Below are 24,156 nucleotides of genomic sequence, written 5' to 3'. Positions count from 1 at the left end.
TACCGGATTTCTTATTTATTTGTACGTCGCGCTGAGGGTGCCTACGGCGGTGAAGGCTCCGGGGGTGTAGTCGTCACAGGTACTGTTGTTGCTGGCGGAGGTACATGTGAGTAATCCGGCCATGGTGATATCTTTCGCCGTTACGATGGAACCAAAGTCGATGGACACTGAAGAATTTGTGTCATTCGCCGACAGATATTGCCGGGACGATCCCTCGTAAGAAACCGCCACTCCCCGTCCGCCCGCTGCTGAGGTGCCTGTCGTGGTATTGGCGAGAATAGACAACCCGCTATTATCATAAGCCGCTTTGGTCGACGTCAGTTTAAGGGTAACCCCTGAAGCATTAACGCAGTTGCTATTTTCCAGGGTGAAGGTTTTTCGTGGTTTGTCATTACCCACATCGCCAAAGTCGATGGTGGTGGGGGAAACGGATAGGTTACAGGTTGGCGCGGCGAATTTTACGGTGAATGAAGACGCGTTTACTGTGGCGACAATCTGTTGACTGGTTACATTTCCATCCCCTGCTTTAAACCTGCCTACTTCACCATTTATGACCGGATGCGCTTCACCATTCCCTATTGAGGAAACCACCCCACGTTGCCAAACTTCGATGTATAATCCAACAGGAAAATCTAAATCCGCAGCATTGTCGATTTCGCGTGTCCAACTCGTATTAGACGGAATATAAGCTGTATAATTAGCATTAATAGAATTGGCTATGTAAATGTTATAATATATTCCGGGTATGCTCGTTGGAAAAAAAACTCTATTGTAGCTATATTTTGTACTACCGCTGGTACTGGTATAACTATCTGATTGCGTACCGCTTGTTACTGTGGTCATTCCATAAAAATCAGAACCATCATTACCAGCATTACAGACTAAGTTACCATACTTTCCTGCACTTAATGTCCCCAATAGCACGGGTGTTGTACTGGATGGGTTATAACTATTAACGACTAACGTTCCCGCGCTCACCGTGCTGGTATTAATTGTTTCAAAATAACACTCCTTGGCCTGCACCTGATATGAATAAATTCCGCTCAGCAATAATGCCACAAAAGAAATTGATCGTGAAATCATCGTACTCATATTAACCTGCCATTTATCCATTATTTGTAGCTCACGCTGATTTGCACCTGACTTAATACTCCACCTGGAGTGACCGGTTTTGATGAATCTATTTTCTGGAAGCGGGCGCGCAGGATAGGAAGGACCTTATTGTCATCGGTACCAATATAGTTACTATCGATAATAACTTCGGAAGTATTGTCTTTATTTAAAACATTTTTTCCGTCAAAAAAAGCGACAACGCCAACATTACCTGCTGCGGTTGTTGATTTAACTCGCCCTGTTGGCCCTGCATATTCATTAGGGAAGATCTGGTTACCGGTTAGCTGCGCCTTTTGCGGTTTGATGCTCATTACCAGAGATTTGGCAACGGACCCTGAGTCGCAGCTCAGAGTAAGCATTTGCCCTGCTAAGGTTACGTTTCCCTGCGCAGTGGCAGATAAATCCGCCCATGCGCCACCCGCAGAGAATTCGCTTGCGTCCAGGTCACCTAAATCCATATCAGAAGCGGCAATATAACAGCTACCGGTAACCAGCTCCGCCTTAACCGTTAATACATTTGTATTGGTACTGATTGCGGCCCATAGCGGTGTGGATATCAGCAATAAGACTGTTGGGATAAATTTCATGGTGGCTCCTACTGATAGGTGGTAGTGAACGTCAACGAACCGTTGAAGGTGCCACTTGTCGCAGAGGTTGCATAAGACGTCGGACGCAGAGATAAGACCAGATTCAGGGCTTTATTGGTGCGCTCAGTCGAGGTCCAGTCAAGCGGAGTACTACTATTGAGAACCAACAGAGAGTTTGGGGAGCCAGAACGATACAAAACCGCTGCTGCCCCGTTATCCCCACCCTTGAGTTCGGTTGGATAACCGCTGTAGACAGATGAGGCCTTAATTCCCGTTTTCATCCAGGTCACTGTCTGGTTTGTACTGGAGCCGATCGTGCAGTTGCTGTACTGCAACGAAAAATCTTTCAGCGTGTTAGCGCCCTGAGCCTCAAGTTCTGCGCGGGTTAATACACCAAAATCGATGGTTTGGTTCACCGCTTTGCTTGAACCAACAACAATATTGACGGTGCAGGTCATAGCAAGCAAATTGGCCTTAAAGTTAACCACGACATCCGCCGCAAAGAGATGCGGGCTGCATAATAGAAAAGAAACAAGCATTACCTGGCGCATAAGCTACTTTCCGGCTCCTGGCATCTGGCAAACTAACGTCTCCAGATGAATTGATTTTCCGATCATCGCGGGCGCGTCAGGGATCTGGTAGGTCACATCGCAGTAGCTTGCCGCGTCGCTCCCCCAAATAACCTTCAGGCTGCCACGTTGTTCGATCCCGCGTAAAAAGGCGCGGCCCGCCTGACCCATTGCGCCAACGGATTTTCCCTGCTCATTGAGAATGTTCGCGCCCAATGGAATGAAACTGTTATCACTACGTCTGAGCGTGACAAACACCGATTGACCTTGCTGGGTGGCGAAGGTGACTTTCACCACGGCACCATCGCGCGGAACCACGGCGGCGGAGGTATTTTTCACTTCGACGTCCGCCTTGATGGTGCTGAGATCCAGTCCGACGGTATTCTCGGCATAAGGTGAAAGACTGGTGGCAACTGCGTATCCGGCACTGTCAATCTCACCATACCCATTGGTGGTGGTCGCGCCATCTGCACCTTGCGCTTCAATAAGGGCTATGGCGCTTTGTGCGTTGACATTACCCGGTAAGAGCGTCAATCCACCGCTGTGTAACAGCACACCGCCGTTATTGTTTAGGGAATACTGCTGGTTATGATTTTTATCGACTGTAGCGGAAACGCTGGTCGATCCATGCGCGCCGTTATAAGTGGAATATCCGCTGACGGAATAGGTGTCTTCTCCCTGGCTGGCCTGGTTAGCGGTGGTGCTGAGGCTGTAGTTCCATTTATTGTTGCTACTGTTGCCGCTGGCCGTACTGGTGAAACCGTTGTTGCCGCTAAAGTCGCTATTGGCGCTGAGGTTCAGACTGGAGAATGCTGGTTGATCGTTTTGAGCGTTGCTACCAAAAGGAATACTCAACCCAACGTACAGGCTGTCATCTTCATCGCCCCATTCGTTATAACTGCGCTGCAGCGAGATATTCCACGAGATGGAGCGGAAAGTATTGCTGTAGCCCAGCGAATACTGAGACGTTTTGTCTGAGCTACCCCAGTAACTCGTCCAGGTGCCGCTGAGATAAAATGAACCGTAATCTTCACCGTTAAGGTTGATCGGTTGATTGACGTTAGCCTGAAGCTCATTCTTGGAATGGCTGTAGCTGTTGCGATACGCATCGTTACGGTTAGTATCGTGATCGTCGCTATAACTATCGATGCTATTTTGCAAAGAGATGACGTCATTAAGCGAGAGGTAATCTTTGGTGCTGTATCGATAGGCGCTAAAGCTGAAATTGGTCTGTGTTGCGTCCAGCACATTACTGTAGCTTACACGGTAACTCTGCCCCTGCAGAGCGCCAATATCTTCAAGTGAAGCGCGAGAGTGGATAACATCGACTGCGATAGCACCAAGACGCGTATTCATCGCCAGACCCAGCATCCCCGCCAGATAGTCTTCTTCCATTGATTGTATGCCGCCATACAGCGTGAAAATATCGCTCAGTCCATAATTACCGTTAGTGGTGAGCACCCAGGGAGAATCGCTGTTGCCATCGTTGTCTAATGTCCCAACGGCAAAATCCCAGTCAACTTCACCTTTGGTCATTAACTGAGCAACAGAGGCGTACGGTACGGTGAATAACCGTTTTGACCCATCAGCTTCTTCCACGGTAACGTCAAGGTCAGCGCCGTTGATTGCCACATAATAATCTTTCAGGGCAAAAGGACCTGGGGGAACGGTGGTTTCATAGATGATGCGAGACTGCTGTCGTACGGTAATTTTGGCATTACTGTTAGCCACGCCGTTGATGACGGGAACGTAGCGACCGTCATGTGGATCCATACGTTTGTCGTTATACAGATGTATGCCTTTAATGCCGATACTATCCAGTACTTCGCTGCGAGAGGTGACCTGACCCAGTTCCATTTGTGCCCGGATAGGGGGTAAATCGCGTGCCAAATAGAGGTCGTAGTTGTCCCAGGTCGTGCTATCGTCTTTTGCCCAGTTCAGCGCGCCGCTGGAACGTAACCGCCATGCTCCCAAATTGAGACCATAGCCGAGCCCCAGATAACCACTGTCAGAAGCGCTACCGTCGTTTTCACTGTGATAGCCGCTGAAGCTCCAGTTCAGTATTGCAGCAGGAATACCGGCATCCCAACGTGCGGGGTTGACATAACCCGCAGGGTGGCTGACGAGAAACAGCTGCGGAATTGTGAGCATCAGGATCTGTGAATTAGGATCGTAACTCACGCTGGATGAGGGGTAATAATCCGCCAGTATATAGCATTGCGATTCACCTTCGTCCGCATCTGCCGTGGGGAGTTTGCTTACATCAACGTTTGCTTCATCGAGCACCTCACGAGTCAGGCAGGGAGACGCGTTCGGGGTGTGGTTGTCAATAAACTGGATCTTTGCAGTTTGCTGTTGCTCACCGTTAATCCAAACGGAGACGGTATAAATACCGGGTTTCACCGGGTTGCCGCGCGCATATTGTGACACGTCGATTGTCGATTTTTTACCTGCATTGCTGAAGATAAAGTCATCGTTGAACTCAATGTAATTATCGTCAGCAAATCCTGTCTGACAAATAGTCAGTAATACCCATACTGAGGTCGCTAACCGGTGTTTTGACATCGACATAGAGCAATCCTTGCACGTGTTCTTTATTTATCCGTTACGTCAACGTTAGCCCCGTAATCATTGACGGCTGTCCATGAAACGGATTCTAGCCGAGGAGTGGTGAGCGTTTTCACTTCATAGCTGGCGCTGGAAAAAGGGGCGACCATGTCGGGCTCAATTTTGTATTTTTTCCCTCCGGAAGTGATGTTAGCGCCAACAAGCGAAACAAAATAAGGAGAGTCATTTTTCGCCGTCGCCCAAACTTGTTTACCTTGGTTAGCAAGGCTCCATTTCAGATGTTGGATTGCGTCATCCGCCGAACCTGGAAGGGATGCCGGGCGATAAAATACTTTGATGCGGGTTTTCAGCGCGATCTGCAGTTGATTCGATTTAGCGGCATCTTTATTTTTGCCGGGGATTTCAAGTGCATTAAACCAATACACGCTTTCACGATCGGTAGGTAACGGTTGACCGTCCCAGTTTAAGCGTACGGTCAATCCCTGTTTAGGATCGACCCGACTTACCGGGGGGGAGGCGATAAAAGGGACGTTTAAGGTTTGCGGATCAACATCTTCATGACCATCGTCTAACCAGGACTGGACTAATAAAGGTTGTTGCCCCTGATTCACCATTTTAATGAGCGCCTCTTTCGCGTCGGAAGGGTAAATGACACGGGTAGCGTTAATCACTATGCTGGCGACTGACGAATAGCTAAAAGAGATAGTGGTAGAAAATATAATTATTCTGAATGTATTTTGTAGATTCATATCATTTATATCTTGGTTAAATAGCTGCAACCTTGAATTAAAAGTTGCAGCAGAGTTATTAACTATTCTTGACCTTACACAGCTTGTTAGGGGTAGGTTGTTACAAAGGTGGTATTCGCTTTCACTACACCAACGGTCGGCGTGCCAGAACCTGAATAGATATAACCGACGGTGTAATTAAATTCTGCACCGTTGGTGGTATCGTAAGTGGCTTCAGATTGCGGTGTGGCTGATGTAAAATCGATAATAGTACTGGTTGCGGTATCTTCTACCTGGAAACCCGCATCTTTATCTCCTGTTGCAGCGTTTAACAATGCTTTGCTGGTGCTGTTGTAATTACCGGTTGTTGAAAATTGGCCTTTTACTTTACCGCCTGCTGGTTCAGTGGCGCAGTTCTTAACGGTGATCTGAAATTTGGTTTTCATCGCAGGACTGCTGACAGCCGCTTGCATCGCAGAAACGGTGATGTCTGGCAGTTTGACTTCTTTGGAAGCAGAAATACCATCAATACTGACATCACAGGTTGATGATGTAATGTTTCCTGCAAAGTCAATGTTTGCAGAGTCAGAACCAGCCGCCTGGGCCTGAAAAGCAGCCCCTGCGATCAGAAGCGCTGCTGCACTTAAACAATTAACAAATTTCACGTTATTTTCCTTAATAACAAATTAAATAGCGAAGACATTATATATCCCGAGATTCTGACTGGATAGCAGGTGAAGTTGTAGTTGGTTTTTTTTAAGATTTAGATTAGGGGCAATAGCTAATTATTTAATGTAATATGGTATTAAATTAATTAGATTGATTTTTTATTCCTCATTGAATTCTAAAAGAAAATTTATAGATGTACGTTTGTGTAGAGAATTTCATCCGCCATTATTCGACAGAGATATCATCAATAATAAGCATTGCTTAATTTACTTGTAAGGAAAAATACGCTTTTAGCTGTGTTTTATGACGGTTTTACCGTCCATATATTGAACATTTACATGGGGTGGGCCTGCCGGTAATAACAGACCCAATCATCAATACGATTAAACAGGTACTGTTTTGCGTATTGCGGCGATAAGGATCTGGGCGGCCTGAGAGAGTTGCACATCGACACGAGTAAGAATACCGATGGGTTCACCCGCACCGTGGGTGGGAATTGGCAATGACACCAGCGTTGCCTGGCGCAGATCTTCTCTAACCGCGCCTGAAGGGACAAACCACACATAGTCGTAATCAACTGTCAGTTGACGGGAGAGCGATGCTGACAGCGTTTCAATACAACCCGGCGGCATTTTACAGCCCTGACTTTGCAACAATGCCTCAGCATGCTGGCGAGGGGCGGTTCCTTTCGGCGAAACCACCACTGGCCACTCAATCACCCGGCTCAGTGTGATGGTTTCCTGTAACAATGGATGGTTAGGACGCACGACCAGTTTGAGTGATTCCAGAAATAACAGTTCGTAGTTCAGACCGACCATCAATTCCGGATCGGCCATACGGCCAATACCGAGGTCGATCTCCCCGGATTTTAAACCGGCCAGTATCATGGGATTACTCATGGTGGCAACTTGCAGAGTAGTCTCCATTTGCTGCTTATGGAACGGACCGATTACCGCCGGAAGAATACCCAACGCAGCTGTTGGCAAGGCACCAATACGCACGACATCATTCTGAGATTCTTCACGATGATTTAATGCCTGCCCGGCAGTGTTGAGTGCATCAAGCACTCTTACCGCATGGGTAAGAAACTGCTCGCCGGGCAACGTTAATTGTGCACCAAGGCGACCGCGTTCAAAGAGTCGGGTTCCGGTCAGTTGCTCCAGTTCGTTCAGTGTTTTGGAGAGGGCTGGTTGACTCAGGTTAAGGGTTTCGGCCGCACGTCCCAACGTTCCCTGTTGGGCAACGGCGACAAAAGTATGAAGATGGCGCAAGCGAATGCGCTGATTGAACAGAACATTTTTTTCCATAAGCGATGTTAAAAACAGAGCCGTATTGGTGACAAGTGAAGTTGTTTGTTTTTGATAACTTGATAGCAAAATATTATTAACATTTAACGCGTTTTACTTACAACTGATTTATTTTGCTTATGTTTTGTACAGCATGACCGCGTAGTGGGATCATGGAAGGGAATGTAGCCAGTCGTTATACTCGGACAATTGTTCGCTTTTTAATCATCCATCATCACAAGGCACTGACCATGATCCATGTAATAGGGCACCTTAACCCCGATAGCGATGCCATTTGCACCGCGGCAATGACAGCTCGCTGGCTTACGTTACGCGGCCAGCAGGCGACGGCATGGCGTCTGGGCGAACCGAACCGCGAAACGCAATTTATCTTTGCGCATGCAGGACTGGACATGCCCGAACGACTCACGTTTCCGCTGACCGATCAGGATGTTTGGGTGGTAGATTTCACCGAACCGACACAGGGGCCGGAATCGCTGTCTGAGAGCAATGTCGTTGGTATCATCGACCATCATCGACTCGGCGGATTAGTGACTCGTCTTCCTCCAGAGGTCTGGGTCAAACCTGTTGGCAGCAGTGCGACGTTGTTGTGGCAACTGATGGCGGATGACGAGCGCAGTCAGCTGTCGACTGCGGAGGCTTTTTTGCTACTGGGGGCTATTTTAAGTGACACTGTCACGCTTCGCTCGCCGACTACTACACCGGATGACAGCCAGGCGGTGGGGGCTCTGGCCCAAAAAACGGGTGTGGATCTGGACGCTTTTAGCCGTGATCTGTTGTCGGCCAAAACCAGCGTCGAAGACATGAGTGCCCGTGAGCTGCTGCATAAAGACATTAAAACGTTCACCATTCATGGGCATAAAGTCTGCGTGGCGCAACTCGAGCTGTATGCATTGCGCCAGGTTGACGGTATGCTGGACGATCTCCGCGAGGAGATGACCCGTTATGCTGAGGAAAATCAGGCTGCGCTGGTGGTACTGATGCTGACGGACATCAATCTTGGCGATACCAGCCTGTGGTTCGCTGGATCTGAGTTGTCAGAGTTACCGCAACCCTGCAAGGTCGAAGGCATGCTCAGTCGTAAAAAACAGATGTTGCCATGGCTGGAACGTCAGTTAAAACCGCGTCAGTAAGCTTCAGTTCACTGCCTTTGTGGGTGGGGGGAATTTATGCGGGATCACAGTTTGTAAATTCTTCCCACCGGACTCAGCGGCGTTTTCTACACTCCAGGTAATATTCACTGGAGGCATGACATTATGGCGAACACCATCACGGCTGATGAGATTCGGGAACAATTTTCGCAGGCAATGTCAGCAATGTACCAGCAGGAAGTCCCGCAGTATGGCACGTTGCTGGAACTTGTCGCTGATGTGAATCTGGCGGTACTGGAAAATAATCCGACGCTGCATGAAAAACTGGCCAATGCGGATGAACTGGCACGGCTCAATGTTGAACGCCATGGGGCAATTCGGGTCGGTACTGCGCAGGAGTTGTCTACACTGCGGCGGATGTTTGCCATTATGGGGATGTATCCGGTTAGCTATTACGATCTCTCCCAGGCCGGCGTCCCAGTCCATTCCACGGCGTTTCGTCCCATCGACGATGCTTCGCTTTCGCGCAACCCGTTCCGGGTATTTACCTCGTTATTACGCCTCGAATTAATCGAGAACGCGGTGTTGCGCCAGCAGGCAGCGGAGATCCTTGCAAAGCGTGATATTTTCACGCGTCGTTGTCACGAACTGCTGGATGAGTTTGATGCACAGGGTAGTTTCACACCCGCACAAGCTCAGGAATTTGTGCATGAGGCACTGGAAACATTCCGTTGGCATCAACACGCCACCGTAGATGAACAAACGTATCATGCCTTGCATAACGAGCATCGACTGATTGCCGATGTGGTGTGCTTCCCTGGTTGTCATATCAACCATCTGACGCCGCGTACCTTGGATATCGATCGGGTGCAGTCGATGATGCCGGAGTGCGGTATTGCACCGAAAATTCTCATTGAAGGCCCACCACGGCGCGAGGTGCCTATCTTGCTGCGCCAGACCAGCTTTAAGGCGCTGGAAGAACCGGTGTTGTTTGCCGGCGAAATGCGTGGAACTCACACAGCTCGTTTTGGCGAAATCGAGCAACGTGGTGTGGCGCTGACGCCAAAGGGCCGGGCGTTGTATGACGAACTGTTGAGTAAAGCGGGGACGGGGAAAGATAACCTGACGCACCAGTTGCATCTTCAGGACGTGTTTAAGGCGTTCCCGGACAGCGAGTTTCTGTTGCGCCAGCAAGGGCTTGCCTGGTTCCGTTATCGCCTGACGCCGTCGGGCGAGGCGCATCGGCAGGCTATCCGTCCGGATGACGACCCGCAGCCGCTCATTGAGCGAGGGTGGCTGGTTGCGCAACCCATCACCTACGAGGATTTTTTGCCCGTGAGCGCCGCAGGGATTTTCCAGTCTAATCTGGGTAATGAAACGCAGGCGCGCAGCCACGGTAATTCCAGCCGCGATGCCTTTGAACAGGCGCTGGGCTGTGCAGTATATGATGAGTTTGCGTTGTATCAGGAGGCAGAAGAACGTAGTAAACGGCGGTGTGGTTTACTTTAACTGAATTTACACGGGATTCGGCCTGTTCTCATCGACATAAAATATTTTCGATTTTGTACAGATAATCGTCGACCAACAATTGGATTATTAATGAATTTTGTCTAGAGTGAGCGGTCAGAAATGTGCACTCTCTTGCCGCAGATTTTGACCGGCGCGGGACCATTTACACGACCAGAAGGACTCACTTTCAGGCATGAATCGCAGACGATTTATTAAAGGTTCAATGGCAGTGGCCGCCGTGTGCGGAACCAGTGGTATTGCATCACTCTTTTCCCGCGCCGCCTATGCGGCAGAGTCTGACATTGCAGACGGAAAAACCGTACGTTTTGATTTTTCCGTTCTGCAATCGATGGCCCATGATTTAGCACAGAAACCCTGGGGCGGCGCGCCGCGCGCATTGCCGGATACGCTGGCTAAACTGACGCCGCAGGCTTACAACAGTATTCAGTACGACGCAGAACAGTCACTGTGGAACAACGTTGAAAATCGTCAACTTGACGCGCAGTTCTTCCATGTGGGAATGGGCTTCCGTCGCCGCGTACGCATGTACTCGGTTGATGACAGTACGCATATGGCGCGTGAGATCCACTTCCGCCCGGAGCTTTTCAAGTACAACGATGCCGGTGTGGATACCAAACAGCTGGAAGGGCAAACCGATCTCGGTTTCGCCGGTTTCCGCGTGTTCAAAGCGCCTGAACTGGCTCGTCGCGATGTCGTGTCTTTCCTCGGTGCCAGCTATTTTCGCGCCGTAGATGACACCTATCAGTACGGTTTGTCGGCCCGCGGTCTGGCGGTTGATACGTATACCGACAGCAAAGAAGAGTTCCCGGACTTCACCGCATTCTGGTTCGAAACGGTTAAACCGGGCGCCACTTCATTTACTGTTTATGCACTGCTCGATAGCCCAAGCGTGACCGGCGCGTTTAAGTTTGTGATCCACTGTGAGAAAACGCAGGTGATCATGGATGTACAGAATCATGTCTATGCACGTAAAGACATCAAGCAACTCGGTATTGCGCCGATGACCAGCATGTTCAGCTGTGGTAACAATGAACGCCGGATGTGTGACACCATTCACCCGCAAATTCATGACTCCGACCGTCTGGCGATGTGGCGAGGCAATGGCGAGTGGATCTGCCGTCCGCTGAATAACCCGCAAAAACTGCAGTTTAATGCCTATACCGATAACAACCCGCGCGGATTTGGCCTGCTGCAGTTGGATCGTGACTTCTCCCACTATCAGGACATTATGGGTTGGTACAACAAGCGCCCCAGCCTGTGGGTCGAGCCACGTAACCAGTGGGGCAAGGGAACCATTGGCTTAATGGAGATCCCGACGACTGGTGAAACGCTGGATAACGTCGTCTGCTTCTGGCAGCCGGAGAAGAAGATCAAAGCCGGCGATGAACTGGAATTCAAATATCGCCTGTACTGGAGCGCTCAGCCGCCGGTGCGCTCTCCGCTGGCGCGCGTGATGGCGACCCGTACAGGTATGGGCGGCTTCCCGGAAGGATGGGCGCCGGGCGAGCACTACCCGGAAAAATGGGCACGACGTTTTGCCGTTGATTTCGTTGGTGGAGATTTAAAAGCCGCCGCGCCGAAAGGTATTGAACCGGTAATTACGCTTTCGAGTGGTGAAGCGAAACAGATTGAGATCCTCTACGTTGAACCTATCGACGGCTACCGCATTCAGTTTGACTGGTATCCGACTTCTGACTCAACCGATCCGGTAGATATGCGTATGTTCCTGCGTTGTCAGGGCGACGCCATCAGTGAAACCTGGCTGTATCAGTACTTCCCGCCAGCGCCGGATAAACGTCAGTACGTTGACGACCGCGAAATGCGTTGATCCTCACCGTTATGGCTCTCCTGACGGGGAGCCATGTTCGTCATTTTCTTAAAAAATTCTGTACACTATTTACTCGATCCTGCTCGCATTTTTCCCTGACTCAAACCGATAAGCTGAAGGTGTGTATTTCTTATACACGTTCTTGTCCACTAACAGGGAGAAAGTATGTTTCCAGAATACAGAGACCTTATTTCCCGACTGAAATCCGAGAATCCTCGTTTTCTGTCCTTATTCGAAAAACACAACAGCCTTGATCATGAGATTTCCAGACTGGAAGGTTCGGATGGTCGGGGATACAGTTTGGACATTGTTCGTCTTAAGAAACAGAAACTTCACCTGAAGGAAGATTTGCTCAAGATTTTGCAAAGAGAGAGTGTCAGTGAGAGCTAAATAGTACTGTGCTCACTGTGTAAAAGGGCTTCCAGCGAGAAAAGGAAGCCCTTCCTGTTTTAGGCGTTAATCGACCATCACGCGTTTGTTTGTCGCCCCCCATAGGATCGACATTTCAGTGAACAGCGCGCCGCTAATTTCTTCGACTTCTTCTGCGTTCACCTGCGCATTTCCCTGTTTACCGAATAACACCACTTCATCGCCGGAGGCAACCTGCGGTAGATCGGTCACATCAACAATCACGGTATTCATGGATGTTTTACCCAGTACAGGAACCCGCTGGCCGTGGATCAATACGTGCCCCACGTTACTGAACACGCGACGATAGCCATCAGCATAACCCGTCGGAATATTGGCAAGAACGGAATTACGTTTAAGGGTATAGGTTCTGTCATAGCCGACGGTATTTCCTTTAGGGTAATGGTTTACCGACGCGATTGCGGATTTAAACGTCATGACGCGTTTGTATTCGGTGCTGGCAATGGTATCGCCATAAAAAATACCGCCAACACGCACCATGTCGAGCCAGGATTCAGGAACGGTCAGGGTGGCGAACGTATTCGCGACATGCAGGGTGACATCTTCGCGCTTAAGCCCGGTAATTTTGAGTACCTGGGCCGATTGCGTATTGAAACGGGCCAGATCGCGTTTAACCACCGCCGCATCTTCTTCCGGGAAATGTGACATGATGCCAACAATTTTCAGACCGGGTAACGTGGAAATGGCGCGGGCCTCTTCCAGACCTGCCGCGGTGCTGACTTCCAGACCGTTTCGTGACATACCGCCAGAGTTCAGGGCCAGATGGATACGAATCGTTTTCCCTTTCTCCTGGGCAATTGCACTCAGACGTTTAGCCATATCCAGATTGCCAATCAGCTCTTCGGTATCAAAATCCGCCGCCTGGCGCATCTCTTTTTCCGTCGCGTTGCGAACGCGCATCAGCTGCGATGTATAGCCTGACTGACGAACAATGCTAATCTCCTCGTTGCTGGCGATGCCAATACACTGCACACCGTTTTGCATCATCACCGGCGTAACCAGTGAGAGATCGTGGCCATACGCATCGCCTTTAAGAATGGCGCACATCCGGGTTTTGTCTCCCAGCAGCTGCTGAACCTTATGAATGTTATATTCCAGCGCGCTACGGGAAATTTCCAGCGTGGTATTATCTACAACCGGTTGTTTGTTAACGGCAAAGGGGACAGGACCCGCTTGCGTGGTGGGGACGGGTTGGTGACAGGCGGTAATCAGTAAAAGCGGAATAAGTGCTAAACGACCCAAAGGTGCTGCCATGCTTGCTCCTTAGCAATAGAATGAAAGTGTTGTTGTCATCATTACGGCCTATCCAGGCATGGGATAACCGGACATCCAGAGTAACGGCTTCCGCGCCAGAGATTGTTTCTAAGTTATTGCTGTTACAGCATAAAAATATGACATCCACGGCGCTAAGCAGATTAATATCGGCTACTGCCAGTCAGAAATCCCCCGTTTACAATCGCCAAGGAGATAAACATGCCAGAAATTATTACCGTCAGTGACACGCTGGAACTGCGGGCAGTAGAAGAACAACACGTCACGCCTTTGCATCGACTGGTGCTCAAAAATAAAGTGTGGCTCCAGCGGTCGCTGAATTGGCCGCAGCTTGTCGAATCTGAGGACGATACGCGTAAGAATGTGCAGGGGAATATGATGTTGCACCAGCGTGGCTACGCCAAAATGTTCCTTATCTTCAAACAAGGTGAAGTGGTTGGCGTTATTTCATTTAACCAAATAGAACCGCTGAATAAAGCGGCTTACATTGGCTACTGGTTGGATGAAGTTCATCAGGGACAGGGTATTATGTCCCGGTCGCTACAGGCACTGATTCATCATTATGCTCAGCGTGGCGAGATCCGTCGGTTCATTATTAAATGCCGCGTCGATAACCTGGAAAGTAACCAGGTGGCGCTGCGCAACGGTTTTCAGCTGGAAGGGTGTTTAAAGCAGGCAGAGTTTCTCAATGATGGTTATCATGATGTGAATCTCTATGCCCGTATCATTGATAGCGTTTCAGAATAAACCGGCGAGGGGGGTGCGCGTAATACGCTGTTCGCCGTTGATCACTTTTGGCCCGCGCAGATGGATTGCATCACCATCAAAGGCTTCAACGTGGGCCTGACCGGTTATCTCAATATGATGCTCGATCAGCACTTCACCCAGAATACAGGCGTGGCCTTCAATCAGGATGTGTCCATCCAGCAAGAGTGGCCCGCCGCGTAATTTTGCATGCCCCCCGACCAGCACATGGTGTTTCAGGATACAGTTACCTTCAACCACCGCATGCTCAGCCACCTGGGAGCTATAGCGCAGGGTCGGTATCGCATCTTCATCGGTACCAGCGATGATGCGGGCGTTGCCGTATACCTTCGCACAATCGCAGATCCAAACGTTATTTTCCTCATTACCCTCGATGCGGGCACAATCAAAAACCTCGGCGCGATGTTCAATAAAAGCGTAGTCAATGGTTGCATCGCCATAGATCTGCACCTGATGCACAATGCGTGAATGGTTTACGGTTGCGCGATCATATATTTGTAGGGGCTGGTCACTTTCACGGGTTAACCCTTTGGCGGCGATGACTTCGGAGCCTCCCAGAACACGTGCATCGCCCGACAAAAAACATTCGCCACGTACAACAGAATTTTGAATGGTGACGTTGTCACGTATTTGCGCGCCATGGCTAATTTCAGCCCGATCTATCCATACGGCACCGCCAATCTGTGCGCCATCTCTGACCACGCTGGCCTGCGTAATGCGAGCATTTCCAGAAATGGTTGCCCCCGCAAATGCCATCGCGTTCTCATCGTAAATCCAGCAATCGCCACTTTGCGATAGCACGCTTTCATCATCAATCCAGCCACCGAGCGTACCGGCTTTAACATCATTAAAATCAATGAGTGCAATTATCTGGCGTAGTAATACGCTCTTTTTATTGCCATTATCCTGGTAACTAAAGGCGCGAGGTTCATCGCCCAGACGATATTTGGTCATAGCTCATTTCCATGTTGCGCACCTTAGTTAAACGTAGCAAAGTTTTCCGCACTGGCTAAATTCGTGGAAATTCCATAAAATGCATTTCAAATATACTTTAAAAAATAAACAAAATGAGTAAGAACAAGCAAAGTGAGCGAGTCCTCAATCTTCCGGCCGGTTATTTTGGCATGGTACTGGGCATCATCGGGATGGGGTTCGCGTGGCGATATGCCAGCCAGGTATGGCCTGTAAGCCACTGGATTGGCGACGGTTTAGTGATCCTTGCGATGGTCATCTGGGGATTGTTGACGCTGGCCTTTATTAGTCGTTTACTGCGTTTTCCTCATAGCGTACTGGCGGAAATTCGTCATCCGGTGATGAGCAGTTTTGTCAGTCTGTTTCCGGCCACAACGATGCTGGTCGCGATTGGTTTTGTCCCGTGGTATCGACCGCTGGCGCTTGGCTTGTTCAGCATTGGGGTCGTTATCCAACTGGCGTACGCGGCCTGGCAAACGGCAGGATTATGGCGCGGAGATCACCCAGAAGAAGCCACCACACCGGGGCTGTATTTGCCGACTGTCGCCAATAACTTTATTAGCGCAATGGCATGTGGTGCGCTGGGTTTCAACGACGCAGGACTGGTGTTTTTGGGCGCAGGGGTATTTTCCTGGCTCAGCCTCGAGCCGGTGATCCTGCAGCGTTTACGCAGTTGCGGCGAGCTGCCAACGGCATTACGTACCTCGCTTGGCATTCAGCTGGCGCCTGCGCTGGTCGCCTGCAGCGCCTGGCTTAGCGTCAACGGCGGCGAGGGCGATACGTTGGCCAAAATGCTGTTTGGCTATGGTCTGCTGCAGCTGCTGTTTATGCTACGCCTCATGCCGTGGTATCTGTCTCAGCCGTTTAATGCGTCTTTCTGGAGCTTCTCGTTCGGCGTGTCGGCCCTGGCGACAACGGGGCTGCATCTGGGACACGGCAGCGAATCAGGATTTTTTCATATGCTGTCGATCCCTCTGTTTATTTTTACCAATGTTATCATTGCATTATTACTGGTACGTACGTTTGCATTGTTGATGCAGGGGAAACTGCTCATCCGCACGGAGCGTGCTGCATTACTGAAATCTGAGGATAAATAATGACCCTTTGCGACGAAAACTACTTTACTGAGAAATACGATCTAACCCGTACGCATTCCGATGTCGTTGAAGCGGCGAAAATTGTTAAGCCAGGCAAAACGTTAGACCTGGGCTGCGGTAACGGTCGAAACAGCCTGTACCTTGCGGCAAACGGCTATGATGTGACAGCATGGGATAAAAATCCCATGAGCATCGCTAACCTTGAGCGTATCAAAGCAGCCGAAGGGTTGACTAATCTGCAGGCAAGCGTCGCGGACCTTAATGCGTTGAGTTTTGATGGTGAATACGACTTTATCCTGTCTACCGTAGTGCTGATGTTCCTCGAAGCGAAAACCATTCCGGGGCTTATCGAAAATATGCAACGTTGCACGAAACAGGGTGGATATAACTTAATCGTTGCGGCGATGGATACCGATGATTTCCCGTGCACAGTTGGCTTCCCGTTCGCGTTTAAAGCGGGGGAATTACGCAACTATTACCGCGGATGGGAGCTGCTGAAATATAACGAAGACGTGGGGGAACTGCATCGTACAGACGAAAACGGCAATCGCATTAAACTGCGTTTTGCGACTATGCTGGCCCGCAAAATCGGCTGATGGCCCACGCTCTGCGTTCAGCATTTTTTGTGCTGAGCGCAAAAATAAAATTGTGCGGCGCTTACCATTTTTCGCACATCCAAAATGATTTCCTTTTGCTATTATTTCAGATGCATATCTGCAAATACTAAGGGATCGTTCCATGCGTGCTCAAACTTTATTTAAAGTTGCAGTGCTTACGGGTTTACTGGCGTTATCAGGCTGTGCGTCAAAAATCACGCAGCCAGATAAATATTCAGGTTTTTTAAAAGATTACTCTGGCCTGAAGGAAACGAAATCGGCAACAGGACAGCCTGTGCTGCGTTGGGTTGATCCCAACTTCAATGAGTCCAAATATGACAGTATTGTGTATAACCCGATAACCTATTATCCGATTCCTAAACCAACGACTCAGGTTGGGCAACAGGTGTTGGATAAACTGTTGAGCTATACCAATACGCAAATGAAAACCGCCATTAGTAAACGTAAACCCCTGGTGACGACCCCCGGCCCGCGCAGCCTGATTTTCCGTGGCGCGATTACCGGTGTCGCAACCAGCAAGGAAGGGCTGCAGTTCTATGAAGTCGTTCCGGTTGCGTTACTCGTAGCGGGGACACAAATGGCGACAGGTCACCGCACCATGGATACTCACCTCTATTTTGAAGGTGAATTGATCGATGCGGCAACCAATAAGCCGGTGATTAAAGTGGTACGTCAGGGTGAAGGCAAGGACCTGAACAACGAAAGTACGCCGATGGCGTTCGAAACGTTGAAGAAAGTTGTTGATGACATGGCGACAGACGCCTCCATGTTTGATGTCAACAAAAAACAGTAATGCAGAGCGCACCATCTTTGGATGGTGCGCTTTTTTTATGCCGTCCGACGACGGTACAGCAGTTTCCCCACTAACGCCTCCGGGCGTGCAAACATCACCAGATTACCCAGCAAAATCAGCACTAATCCGGCAATTGCGTTAACCTGCCAGACGTATCCTTCATACAATGTTGACAGCGTCAGCGCGACCAACGGGAAAAGTAACGTACTGTAGGCGGCCTTACTCGGACCGATGCGTCCTACCAGTGTGAAATAGGCGCCGAAAGCAATCACCGAGCCAAAAATAGCCAGATATAACAGCGCGCTAAGATAGCTGAACGTCCACTGCGGCGTGAAGTTGTCCTCGCGCACCAGTGCAATGATGGCAATTAGCAAGGTACCGTACAGCATGGCCCAGCTGTTGGTAGTCATCACTTCAAGCCCTTTTTTCTGATGGCGCAGGCTGATCATATTGCCCAGGGAAAAACCAAACGTTCCCAGAGCGCTTAAACCAATACCCAACAGCAGCGTATGATTCAGGCCGCTATTGACCAAATCCTGCCAGAACAGGGTGATGATACCCGTCAACCCCAGCGCCGCGGCGAAATAAAAGCGTATCGGTGGTTTTTGACCAAAAAATACAAAACTATTCACCGCATTGAACAGCACGGCCATCGAGAAAATTACCGACTCCAGACCGGTATTAATCCACGCTGCGGCCGTGTAAAAACACCAGAAATTGAAGCAAAAAACACACCCGCCCTGTAACAGACAAAACAGGTGGTCGCGTCCGGAGAGCTTACGCAATTTGCCGCTGAACAGCAGGAGAAGGATCATCACCGAACTGGCGACCGCAAAGCGCCAAAAGATAGAGACCGGGGCAGCTACCGGACCTTGCTGCAGGTAAATGGCAATCCATGTCGTTCCCCATATCACGACTACCAGGCAGTACAACAATGCGTTCATACATCTCTCTCATTTTTGTATTTAAGCGCACACAGTGTCATGGCTGGCCGGGGCTGGCTTTCATCTGATTGCGGCAGACTTGCAAAATCTTGCGCTTTTTTTCTCGCGAAAGTGAAAAGGAGGCTGTTAACAACATGTAGCTGATATAGACTGAAAGCCTGCTAACTTATTTTGAATGTGATGGTATGTCTCAGCCCTATGGCGCCTTTGAAAACTTACGCAAACATAATGCCGTGCTGCATGAGTCGGTTGCGTTACATTCGGGGATCCAACTGGCGGCGTGGTCGAACAAGCGCGACACCATCACTCAGTATTGCGATCACCACACGCTCAGTTTATATATCGCGGATGGCTACGAAAGCTATCACAAGACGGCAGGGGGCTGGAAAAACGGCGGGGGCCCGGATCGCTTCTGCCTGATGCCGAAAGAGAGCGAATCCAGTTGGGATATTCGTGACGATCTTTCCTTTGTACATCTTTATTGTACCGACGCGCATCTGCGGGAAGTGGGTGAGAAAGTTTGGGACAAAAGCCCTTACAGCTTCACGCTGGACGAACATACGTTCGGCAGCGATCCGGGGATCACGGCGGTTTATCGCCAGTTTTTACTGGGTAATGACTGGCAGCAACCGGCTAATCATCTAACGCTCAGCGCGGCATCTTCGCTGTTGCTGACGCATCTGATTCAACATTACAGCAACGTTCAATGGCGGCCGCCGGTGGTAACCGGTGGGCTTGCGCCAGCCACATTGCGCAATGTGCTGGCCTATATTGACGCACATCTGGCCTACCCAATGACCCTCAGCGATTTGGCAGGCGAAGCGGCACTAAGCGATTTCCACTTTGCCAGAATGTTTCGCCAGTCGATGAATATGGCCCCGCATCAGTATGTTATGCAGCGTCGTATGGCGCTGGCGCAGCAACTGGTCCGTTATTCTTCACGTAGCTTGTCGGATATCGCGATGGCTTGTGGATTCAGTTCAGCAAGCCATTTTAGCAATCGGTTTAAGCAGATGACGGGCAAGACGCCAACGCAATTACGTGCGTCGTGATAATCTCAGCGTGGCATAACATATCCCTCCGGCGATTAATCCCCAGAAAGCAGAGCCAATCCCCATTAAGGTCAAACCACTGGCAGTAACCAGAAAGGTGACGATGGCAGCATCTCGTTCCGTTTCATGAAGCAATGCCTGATACAGACTACCGCTAATCGTACCGAGCAAAGCAAGGCCAGCCAGCATCTGGATCCAGCTTACGGGCAGGGCCGCCATCAGTCCTGTGACCGAACCACCAAATACACCAGCCAGAAGATAGAAAACGCCTGCCGATGCGGCGGCGAGCCAACGTCGTTTGGCATCAGGATGTGCTTCGGGACTTTGGCAAATTGCCGCGGTTATGGCGGCAATACAAATAGAGTAAACGCCAAAAGGCGAAAACAGCAGCGCTAACAGACCAGTGAAGACAATCAGCGGTGAAACGGGCAAGGAATAACCTGACGCTTTCATGGTGGCAATGCCAGGAGCATTTTGTGATGCCATGGTAACCAGGAAGAACGGCAATGCGATGCTTATACTGTGTGCAAGAGAAAAGTGGGGGGTGATGAATTCAGGCATCACCGGAGATAAATTAATGTTGTAAGTGACAATGTCAGCTTTTAGCAGTGCGATGGCGGTACCCACCAGCATGGCAGCAATGACGGCGTACCTGGGCGCGACAACTTTTAACACCAGCCACGCCAGCAGCATGCTGCCGCACAGCAGAAGCTCATTATTAAGACTATTAAATGCCTGCAAACCAAAACGCAGCAGGATCCCAGCCAGCATTGCCGACGCCAGTGAGTGTGGGATTATTTGCATCAGACGTGCAAACAACCCCGTCACACCACACAGGACTATCAGCGCGTTAGCAACAATAAAAACGCCGATAGCATCCTGAATGGTCACGCCTTGCAGACCCGTAACCAGCAGCGCAGCACCGGGCGTAGACCAGGCGGTCAGGATGGGAGCACGATACCACACTGACAATGCCAGCGTGCTCACGCCCATCGCGATTCCCAGTGCGGTCATCCAGCCCGCAATCTGCCCGGTCGTTGCGCCTGCGGCAACCGCCGCTTGCCAGATGATGGCTGCTGAACTGGCATAGCCGACCAGCACGGCAACAAAACCCGATAAAACGGTGGGCAAAGGGATTAATAATGTGCGCATAGCGACTCCGCGTGCGTTATAACGGTCATTCACTGTAGCACTGTGCGTTATAGCGTACAAGTGATAAGCTGATGGACAGAAACAGGAGATAGAGGAAGGCGACAATGGACAATTTAACCCACTATCTGGCTACCACGCTCCGGACATTACGTCACCAGCGGGAATGGAGTCTGTCGCGTCTGGCAGAAGAAACGGGTGTCTCCAAAGCCATGTTGGGGCAGATAGAACGCAATGAATCCAGCCCAACAGTGGCGACGCTATGGAAAATTGCCACCGGACTGAACGTGCCGTTTTCGACGTTTATTTCACCACCAGAGTCAGAAGGCACAGCGACTTTTGATCCCCAACAGCAGGCAATGGTAGTGACACCGCTGTTTCCATGGGACCCACAACTCTGTTTTGACCATTTTTCAATATTGCTGGCACCGGGGGCGTTGAGTGAATCTACACCGCATGAAACCGGTGTGATTGAGCACGTAGTGGTGATTAGTGGCCTGCTGGATATGTGCATTGACGGACAGTGGCGAACCATCAAATCGGGTGAGGGTGTCCGTTTTGCGGGTGATACTGCACATAGTTACCGTAACAGCAGCGAACAGACGGTTCACTTTCATTCCCTGATCCATTACCCACGCGGTTAATCGGGAAAACTATTCCGAAATGTCGCGCTTCTGACTACAATAGCCGCCATTTTTACCGCTTGTGGATGGTAACAACTGTATGCGCCAGCAACCTCATCACCTTGAATTGTTAAGCCCGGCCCGGGATACCGCCATTGCGCGTGAAGCCATTTTGCACGGTGCTGACGCCGTTTACATTGGCGGACCGGGTTTTGGCGCGCGTCATAACGCCAGTAACAGCCTGAAAGACATCGCTGAACTGGTGCCATTCGCTCATCGATATGGGGCGAAAATCTTTGTGACGTTGAACACGATTTTGCATGATGATGAGCTGGAACCTGCTCAGCGGTTAATTACCGATTTGTATCAGACTGGCGTTGATGCGCTGATTGTGCAGGATATGGGGATTCTGGAACTGGATATCCCACCGATTGAACTACATGCCAGCACCCAGTGTGATATTCGCAGCGTCGAGAAGGCGAAGTTTCTTTCTGATGTCGGATTCACGCAGATTGTACTGGCGCGCGAACTGAGTCTTGAGCAGATTCACGCGATTCATCAGGTGACGGACGCGACGATCGAGTTTTTCATCCACGGTGCGTTATGCGTTGCTTATTCAGGCCAGTGCTATATCTCTCATGCGCAAACCGGGCGCAGCGCTAACCGCGGCGACTGTTCACAAGCCTGCCGACTACCGTATACCCTGAAAGACGATCAGGGCCGGGTGGTGTCGTATGAAAAACACCTGCTGTCGATGAAAGATAACGATCAGACCGCCAACCTCGGTGCGTTGATTGATGCCGGAGTACGTTCCTTCAAAATTGAAGGGCGCTACAAAGACATGAGCTATGTGAAAAACATCACTGCACATTACCGGCAGATGCTGGATGCCATCATCGAAGAACGCGGCGATCTGGCTCGTTCATCTGCAGGTCGCACTGAGCATTTCTTCACGCCATCTACGGAGAAAACCTTCCACCGCGGTAGCACTGACTATTTTGTAAATGCCCGTAAAGGCGACATTGGTGCATTCGACTCACCTAAATTCATTGGCTTGCCAGTGGGTGAAGTCCTGAAGGTGGCGAAGGATTATCTTGATGTCGACGTGACGGAACCGCTGGCAAACGGGGATGGCCTGAACGTGTTAATCAAGCGTGAGGTCGTGGGATTTCGCGCTAATACCGTTGAAAAAACCGGGCACAATCGTTATCGGGTGTGGCCGAATGAAATGCCTGCCGATCTGCACAAAGTTCGTGCTAACCATCCGCTGAATCGCAACCTTGATCATAACTGGCAACAGGCGCTGACCAAAACCTCCAGCGAACGCCGTGTCGCGGTTGATATTGAATTGAGCGGCTGGCAGGAAGAGTTGATCCTGACACTGACCAGTGAAGACGGCGTGAGTATCACCCATACGCTGGATGGTCAGTTTGAGGAAGCGAACAATGCGGAAAAAGCGTTGAGTAACCTACAGGACGGACTGGCAAAACTTGGGCAGACGATGTACTACGCCCGCAATATTCAGGTGAATCTGCCGGGTGCGCTGTTTGTACCGAATGGTCAACTCAACCAACTGCGCCGTGAAGCCATCGACATGCTGGATGCCGCGCGTCTGGAAAACTACCAGCGTGGCAGTCGTAAACCTGTTGCCCAGCCGGCACCGGTCTATCCACAGACGCATCTGAGTTTTCTGGCTAACGTCTATAACCATAAAGCGCGTGAGTTTTACCACCGTTATGGCGTCCAGTTGATTGATGCAGCCTATGAAGCGCATGAAGAAAAGGGCGATGTTCCGGTGATGATTACCAAGCACTGCCTGCGTTTTGCATTCAATCTGTGTCCGAAACAGGCGAAAGGGAATATCAAGAGCTGGAAAGCCACGCCGATGCAATTGGTAAATGGCGATGAAGTGCTGACGCTGAAATTTGATTGCCGACCGTGCGAAATGCACGTGATCGGCAAGATGAAACATCACATACTGAAGATGCCATTGCCGGGCAGCGTAGTGGCTTCCGTCAGCCCCGAAGACCTGATGAAGACGCTGCCGAAGCGTAAAGGCTGACGGTTAACTCATATGGATATCGGGTTTGCGTGATTTCTGCCAGTGGTGGTGCTCGCGAAGATCGGCGGCGGATTCTTCCGCCGTTACTCGCAGCTCATCACTGTCGGCCGTGTGTCGTAATAGGTGATCGGCATCCTGCACCTGAAGATATTCATGTCCCTGATTAGTAGCGAAAAGCTGACCCGAAAAAAGCGCGCTAGCCAGCAATAACACCGTTAACCCTTTCTTAAACATCATGCACCCTCTGGTACGTTAGCTGCGGAATTGGCGATAATTTCGTCAGGTGACTATTCAATATTTTAATCGGGTTAATGGCAATCTCTGTTTTGCCAATTCGATGTTTTTTACATTTTTGTTTAGTCAACGTTAGGATTTGTTAAAACCGGGAAGC

General features: G+C 50.1%; 23 protein-coding genes. 11 read left to right on the top strand and 12 right to left on the bottom strand.

Annotated features, from left to right (window positions below):
* Positions 1-15: 15 nt before the first annotated feature.
* From FDX24_RS03425 to FDX24_RS03395, 7 genes are all read right to left on the bottom strand, one after another.
* A complete protein-coding gene (locus tag FDX24_RS03425) occupies positions 16-1,092 on the bottom strand; it encodes a pilus assembly protein FimA (RefSeq protein ID WP_252362804.1) in 1,077 nt (358 codons plus the stop codon).
* A 20-nt stretch (positions 1,093-1,112) separates the two neighbouring features.
* Positions 1,113-1,700 carry a fimbrial protein gene (locus FDX24_RS03420; protein ID WP_137363842.1) on the bottom strand — a complete coding sequence of 196 codons (588 nt, stop codon included), beginning with the start codon at positions 1,698-1,700 and terminating at the stop codon, positions 1,113-1,115.
* A gap of 8 nt (positions 1,701-1,708) precedes the next feature.
* Positions 1,709-2,188 (bottom strand): fimbrial protein, encoded by a 480-nt coding sequence (locus FDX24_RS03415; protein ID WP_225807909.1) that lies wholly within the window; start codon positions 2,186-2,188, stop codon positions 1,709-1,711.
* Positions 2,189-2,254: 66 nt separating this feature from the next.
* Positions 2,255-4,840: an outer membrane usher protein gene (locus FDX24_RS03410; RefSeq protein ID WP_137363841.1), complete on the bottom strand. Its 2,586-nt coding sequence runs from the start codon at positions 4,838-4,840 to the stop codon at positions 2,255-2,257.
* A gap of 23 nt (positions 4,841-4,863) precedes the next feature.
* Positions 4,864-5,586, bottom strand: coding sequence for a fimbria/pilus periplasmic chaperone (locus tag FDX24_RS03405; protein ID WP_115643366.1), 723 nt, complete (start codon positions 5,584-5,586; stop codon positions 4,864-4,866).
* Between the two features lie 86 nt (positions 5,587-5,672).
* Positions 5,673-6,230 (bottom strand): fimbrial protein, encoded by a 558-nt coding sequence (locus tag FDX24_RS03400; protein WP_137363840.1) that lies wholly within the window; start codon positions 6,228-6,230, stop codon positions 5,673-5,675.
* A 387-nt stretch (positions 6,231-6,617) separates the two neighbouring features.
* Positions 6,618-7,541, bottom strand: a complete 924-nt coding sequence (locus FDX24_RS03395) for a LysR substrate-binding domain-containing protein (RefSeq protein ID WP_048211583.1) — start codon at positions 7,539-7,541, stop codon at positions 6,618-6,620.
* Between the two features lie 230 nt (positions 7,542-7,771).
* Here FDX24_RS03395 and FDX24_RS03390 point away from each other — a divergent pair, with 230 nt between their 5' ends.
* The 4 genes from FDX24_RS03390 (at position 7,772) to FDX24_RS03375 (ending at position 12,380) form a co-directional block, all read left to right on the top strand.
* Entirely contained in the window at positions 7,772-8,674 is a 903-nt protein-coding gene (locus FDX24_RS03390) for a manganese-dependent inorganic pyrophosphatase (RefSeq protein WP_137363839.1), read from the top strand.
* Positions 8,675-8,797: 123 nt separating this feature from the next.
* Positions 8,798-10,141 (top strand): VOC family protein, encoded by a 1,344-nt coding sequence (locus FDX24_RS03385; RefSeq protein ID WP_048211585.1) that lies wholly within the window; start codon positions 8,798-8,800, stop codon positions 10,139-10,141.
* Between the two features lie 193 nt (positions 10,142-10,334).
* The gene (locus FDX24_RS03380) at positions 10,335-11,990 is read left to right on the top strand and encodes a glucan biosynthesis protein D (protein WP_048211586.1); all 1,656 of its coding nucleotides are present in this window, start codon (positions 10,335-10,337) and stop codon (positions 11,988-11,990) included.
* 165 nt (positions 11,991-12,155) lie between these two features.
* The gene (locus tag FDX24_RS03375) at positions 12,156-12,380 is read left to right on the top strand and encodes a YdcH family protein (RefSeq protein WP_003020276.1); all 225 of its coding nucleotides are present in this window, start codon (positions 12,156-12,158) and stop codon (positions 12,378-12,380) included.
* Positions 12,381-12,446: 66 nt separating this feature from the next.
* Here the strand turns inward: FDX24_RS03375 and alr are convergent, their stop codons facing one another.
* Positions 12,447-13,673: an alanine racemase gene (alr, locus tag FDX24_RS03370; protein WP_137363838.1), complete on the bottom strand. Its 1,227-nt coding sequence runs from the start codon at positions 13,671-13,673 to the stop codon at positions 12,447-12,449.
* Between the two features lie 219 nt (positions 13,674-13,892).
* Here alr and rimL point away from each other — a divergent pair, with 219 nt between their 5' ends.
* The gene (rimL, locus tag FDX24_RS03365) at positions 13,893-14,438 is read left to right on the top strand and encodes a 50S ribosomal protein L7/L12-serine acetyltransferase (protein ID WP_061067951.1); all 546 of its coding nucleotides are present in this window, start codon (positions 13,893-13,895) and stop codon (positions 14,436-14,438) included.
* Here rimL and ydcK read toward each other — a convergent pair.
* Entirely contained in the window at positions 14,430-15,410 is a 981-nt protein-coding gene (gene ydcK, locus FDX24_RS03360; protein WP_137363837.1) for a YdcK family protein, read from the bottom strand. The genes rimL and ydcK overlap by 9 nt on opposite strands.
* A gap of 113 nt (positions 15,411-15,523) precedes the next feature.
* Here ydcK and tehA point away from each other — a divergent pair, with 113 nt between their 5' ends.
* The 3 genes from tehA (at position 15,524) to FDX24_RS03345 (ending at position 17,935) form a co-directional block, all read left to right on the top strand.
* Positions 15,524-16,525: a dicarboxylate transporter/tellurite-resistance protein TehA gene (tehA, locus tag FDX24_RS03355; RefSeq protein ID WP_137363836.1), complete on the top strand. Its 1,002-nt coding sequence runs from the start codon at positions 15,524-15,526 to the stop codon at positions 16,523-16,525.
* Positions 16,525-17,121 carry a tellurite resistance methyltransferase TehB gene (gene tehB / locus FDX24_RS03350; RefSeq protein ID WP_061067948.1) on the top strand — a complete coding sequence of 199 codons (597 nt, stop codon included), beginning with the start codon at positions 16,525-16,527 and terminating at the stop codon, positions 17,119-17,121. The genes tehA and tehB overlap by 1 nt, the downstream gene beginning before the upstream one ends.
* Before the next feature lie 142 nt (positions 17,122-17,263).
* Positions 17,264-17,935 carry a DUF3313 domain-containing protein gene (locus FDX24_RS03345; protein ID WP_048211592.1) on the top strand — a complete coding sequence of 224 codons (672 nt, stop codon included), beginning with the start codon at positions 17,264-17,266 and terminating at the stop codon, positions 17,933-17,935.
* 35 nt (positions 17,936-17,970) lie between these two features.
* On the opposite strand, the gene FDX24_RS03340 is transcribed toward FDX24_RS03345, so the two are convergent.
* Positions 17,971-18,879, bottom strand: a complete 909-nt coding sequence (locus FDX24_RS03340) for a DMT family transporter (RefSeq protein ID WP_061067947.1) — start codon at positions 18,877-18,879, stop codon at positions 17,971-17,973.
* Between the two features lie 185 nt (positions 18,880-19,064).
* Here FDX24_RS03340 and FDX24_RS03335 point away from each other — a divergent pair, with 185 nt between their 5' ends.
* Entirely contained in the window at positions 19,065-19,931 is an 867-nt protein-coding gene (locus FDX24_RS03335; protein WP_137363835.1) for a helix-turn-helix domain-containing protein, read from the top strand.
* Here the strand turns inward: FDX24_RS03335 and FDX24_RS03330 are convergent.
* Complete coding sequence (locus tag FDX24_RS03330; RefSeq protein WP_137363834.1) at positions 19,917-21,083, bottom strand: benzoate/H(+) symporter BenE family transporter; 1,167 nt, start codon at positions 21,081-21,083, stop codon at positions 19,917-19,919. The genes FDX24_RS03335 and FDX24_RS03330 overlap by 15 nt on opposite strands.
* Positions 21,084-21,187: 104 nt before the next feature.
* Between FDX24_RS03330 and FDX24_RS03325 the strand changes: the two genes are divergently transcribed.
* Together FDX24_RS03325 and FDX24_RS03320 are read left to right on the top strand one after the other, a co-directional pair.
* Positions 21,188-21,724 (top strand): helix-turn-helix domain-containing protein, encoded by a 537-nt coding sequence (locus tag FDX24_RS03325; RefSeq protein WP_061067944.1) that lies wholly within the window; start codon positions 21,188-21,190, stop codon positions 21,722-21,724.
* Positions 21,725-21,803: 79 nt separating this feature from the next.
* Positions 21,804-23,765, top strand: coding sequence for a U32 family peptidase (locus FDX24_RS03320; RefSeq protein ID WP_137363833.1), 1,962 nt, complete (start codon positions 21,804-21,806; stop codon positions 23,763-23,765).
* Positions 23,766-23,768: 3 nt separating this feature from the next.
* Here FDX24_RS03320 and FDX24_RS03315 read toward each other — a convergent pair whose 3' ends face one another.
* Positions 23,769-23,999 carry a DUF2554 family protein gene (locus tag FDX24_RS03315; RefSeq protein WP_048211598.1) on the bottom strand — a complete coding sequence of 77 codons (231 nt, stop codon included), beginning with the start codon at positions 23,997-23,999 and terminating at the stop codon, positions 23,769-23,771.
* Positions 24,000-24,156: the final 157 nt, after the last annotated feature.

This window comes from Citrobacter sp. wls716 (assembly GCF_005280975.1).
Classification (GTDB): Bacteria; Pseudomonadota; Gammaproteobacteria; order Enterobacterales; family Enterobacteriaceae; genus Citrobacter; species Citrobacter youngae.
Note: the sequence above shows the minus strand (reverse complement) of the source record. Positions and strands in the feature narration are given on the sequence as shown.

What these genes read in the sequence shown, in the direction of transcription:
- FDX24_RS03425 (WP_252362804.1), bottom strand. Translation starts at nt 1,092, where the DNA reads ATGAGTACGATGATTTCACGATCAATTTCTTTTGTGGCATTATTGCTG.
- FDX24_RS03420 (WP_137363842.1), bottom strand. Translation starts at nt 1,700, where the DNA reads ATGAAATTTATCCCAACAGTCTTATTGCTGATATCCACACCGCTATGG.
- FDX24_RS03410 (WP_137363841.1), bottom strand. Translation starts at nt 4,840, where the DNA reads ATGTCGATGTCAAAACACCGGTTAGCGACCTCAGTATGGGTATTACTG.
- FDX24_RS03405 (WP_115643366.1), bottom strand. Translation starts at nt 5,586, where the DNA reads ATGAATCTACAAAATACATTCAGAATAATTATATTTTCTACCACTATC.
- FDX24_RS03395 (WP_048211583.1), bottom strand. Translation starts at nt 7,541, where the DNA reads ATGGAAAAAAATGTTCTGTTCAATCAGCGCATTCGCTTGCGCCATCTT.
- FDX24_RS03390 (WP_137363839.1), top strand. Translation starts at nt 7,772, where the DNA reads ATGATCCATGTAATAGGGCACCTTAACCCCGATAGCGATGCCATTTGC.
- FDX24_RS03385 (WP_048211585.1), top strand. Translation starts at nt 8,798, where the DNA reads ATGGCGAACACCATCACGGCTGATGAGATTCGGGAACAATTTTCGCAG.
- FDX24_RS03380 (WP_048211586.1), top strand. Translation starts at nt 10,335, where the DNA reads ATGAATCGCAGACGATTTATTAAAGGTTCAATGGCAGTGGCCGCCGTG.
- FDX24_RS03375 (WP_003020276.1), top strand. Translation starts at nt 12,156, where the DNA reads ATGTTTCCAGAATACAGAGACCTTATTTCCCGACTGAAATCCGAGAAT.
- alr (WP_137363838.1), bottom strand. Translation starts at nt 13,673, where the DNA reads ATGGCAGCACCTTTGGGTCGTTTAGCACTTATTCCGCTTTTACTGATT.
- rimL (WP_061067951.1), top strand. Translation starts at nt 13,893, where the DNA reads ATGCCAGAAATTATTACCGTCAGTGACACGCTGGAACTGCGGGCAGTA.
- ydcK (WP_137363837.1), bottom strand. Translation starts at nt 15,410, where the DNA reads ATGACCAAATATCGTCTGGGCGATGAACCTCGCGCCTTTAGTTACCAG.
- tehA (WP_137363836.1), top strand. Translation starts at nt 15,524, where the DNA reads ATGAGTAAGAACAAGCAAAGTGAGCGAGTCCTCAATCTTCCGGCCGGT.
- tehB (WP_061067948.1), top strand. Translation starts at nt 16,525, where the DNA reads ATGACCCTTTGCGACGAAAACTACTTTACTGAGAAATACGATCTAACC.
- FDX24_RS03345 (WP_048211592.1), top strand. Translation starts at nt 17,264, where the DNA reads ATGCGTGCTCAAACTTTATTTAAAGTTGCAGTGCTTACGGGTTTACTG.
- FDX24_RS03340 (WP_061067947.1), bottom strand. Translation starts at nt 18,879, where the DNA reads ATGAACGCATTGTTGTACTGCCTGGTAGTCGTGATATGGGGAACGACA.
- FDX24_RS03335 (WP_137363835.1), top strand. Translation starts at nt 19,065, where the DNA reads ATGTCTCAGCCCTATGGCGCCTTTGAAAACTTACGCAAACATAATGCC.
- FDX24_RS03330 (WP_137363834.1), bottom strand. Translation starts at nt 21,083, where the DNA reads ATGCGCACATTATTAATCCCTTTGCCCACCGTTTTATCGGGTTTTGTT.
- FDX24_RS03325 (WP_061067944.1), top strand. Translation starts at nt 21,188, where the DNA reads ATGGACAATTTAACCCACTATCTGGCTACCACGCTCCGGACATTACGT.
- FDX24_RS03320 (WP_137363833.1), top strand. Translation starts at nt 21,804, where the DNA reads ATGCGCCAGCAACCTCATCACCTTGAATTGTTAAGCCCGGCCCGGGAT.
- FDX24_RS03315 (WP_048211598.1), bottom strand. Translation starts at nt 23,999, where the DNA reads ATGTTTAAGAAAGGGTTAACGGTGTTATTGCTGGCTAGCGCGCTTTTT.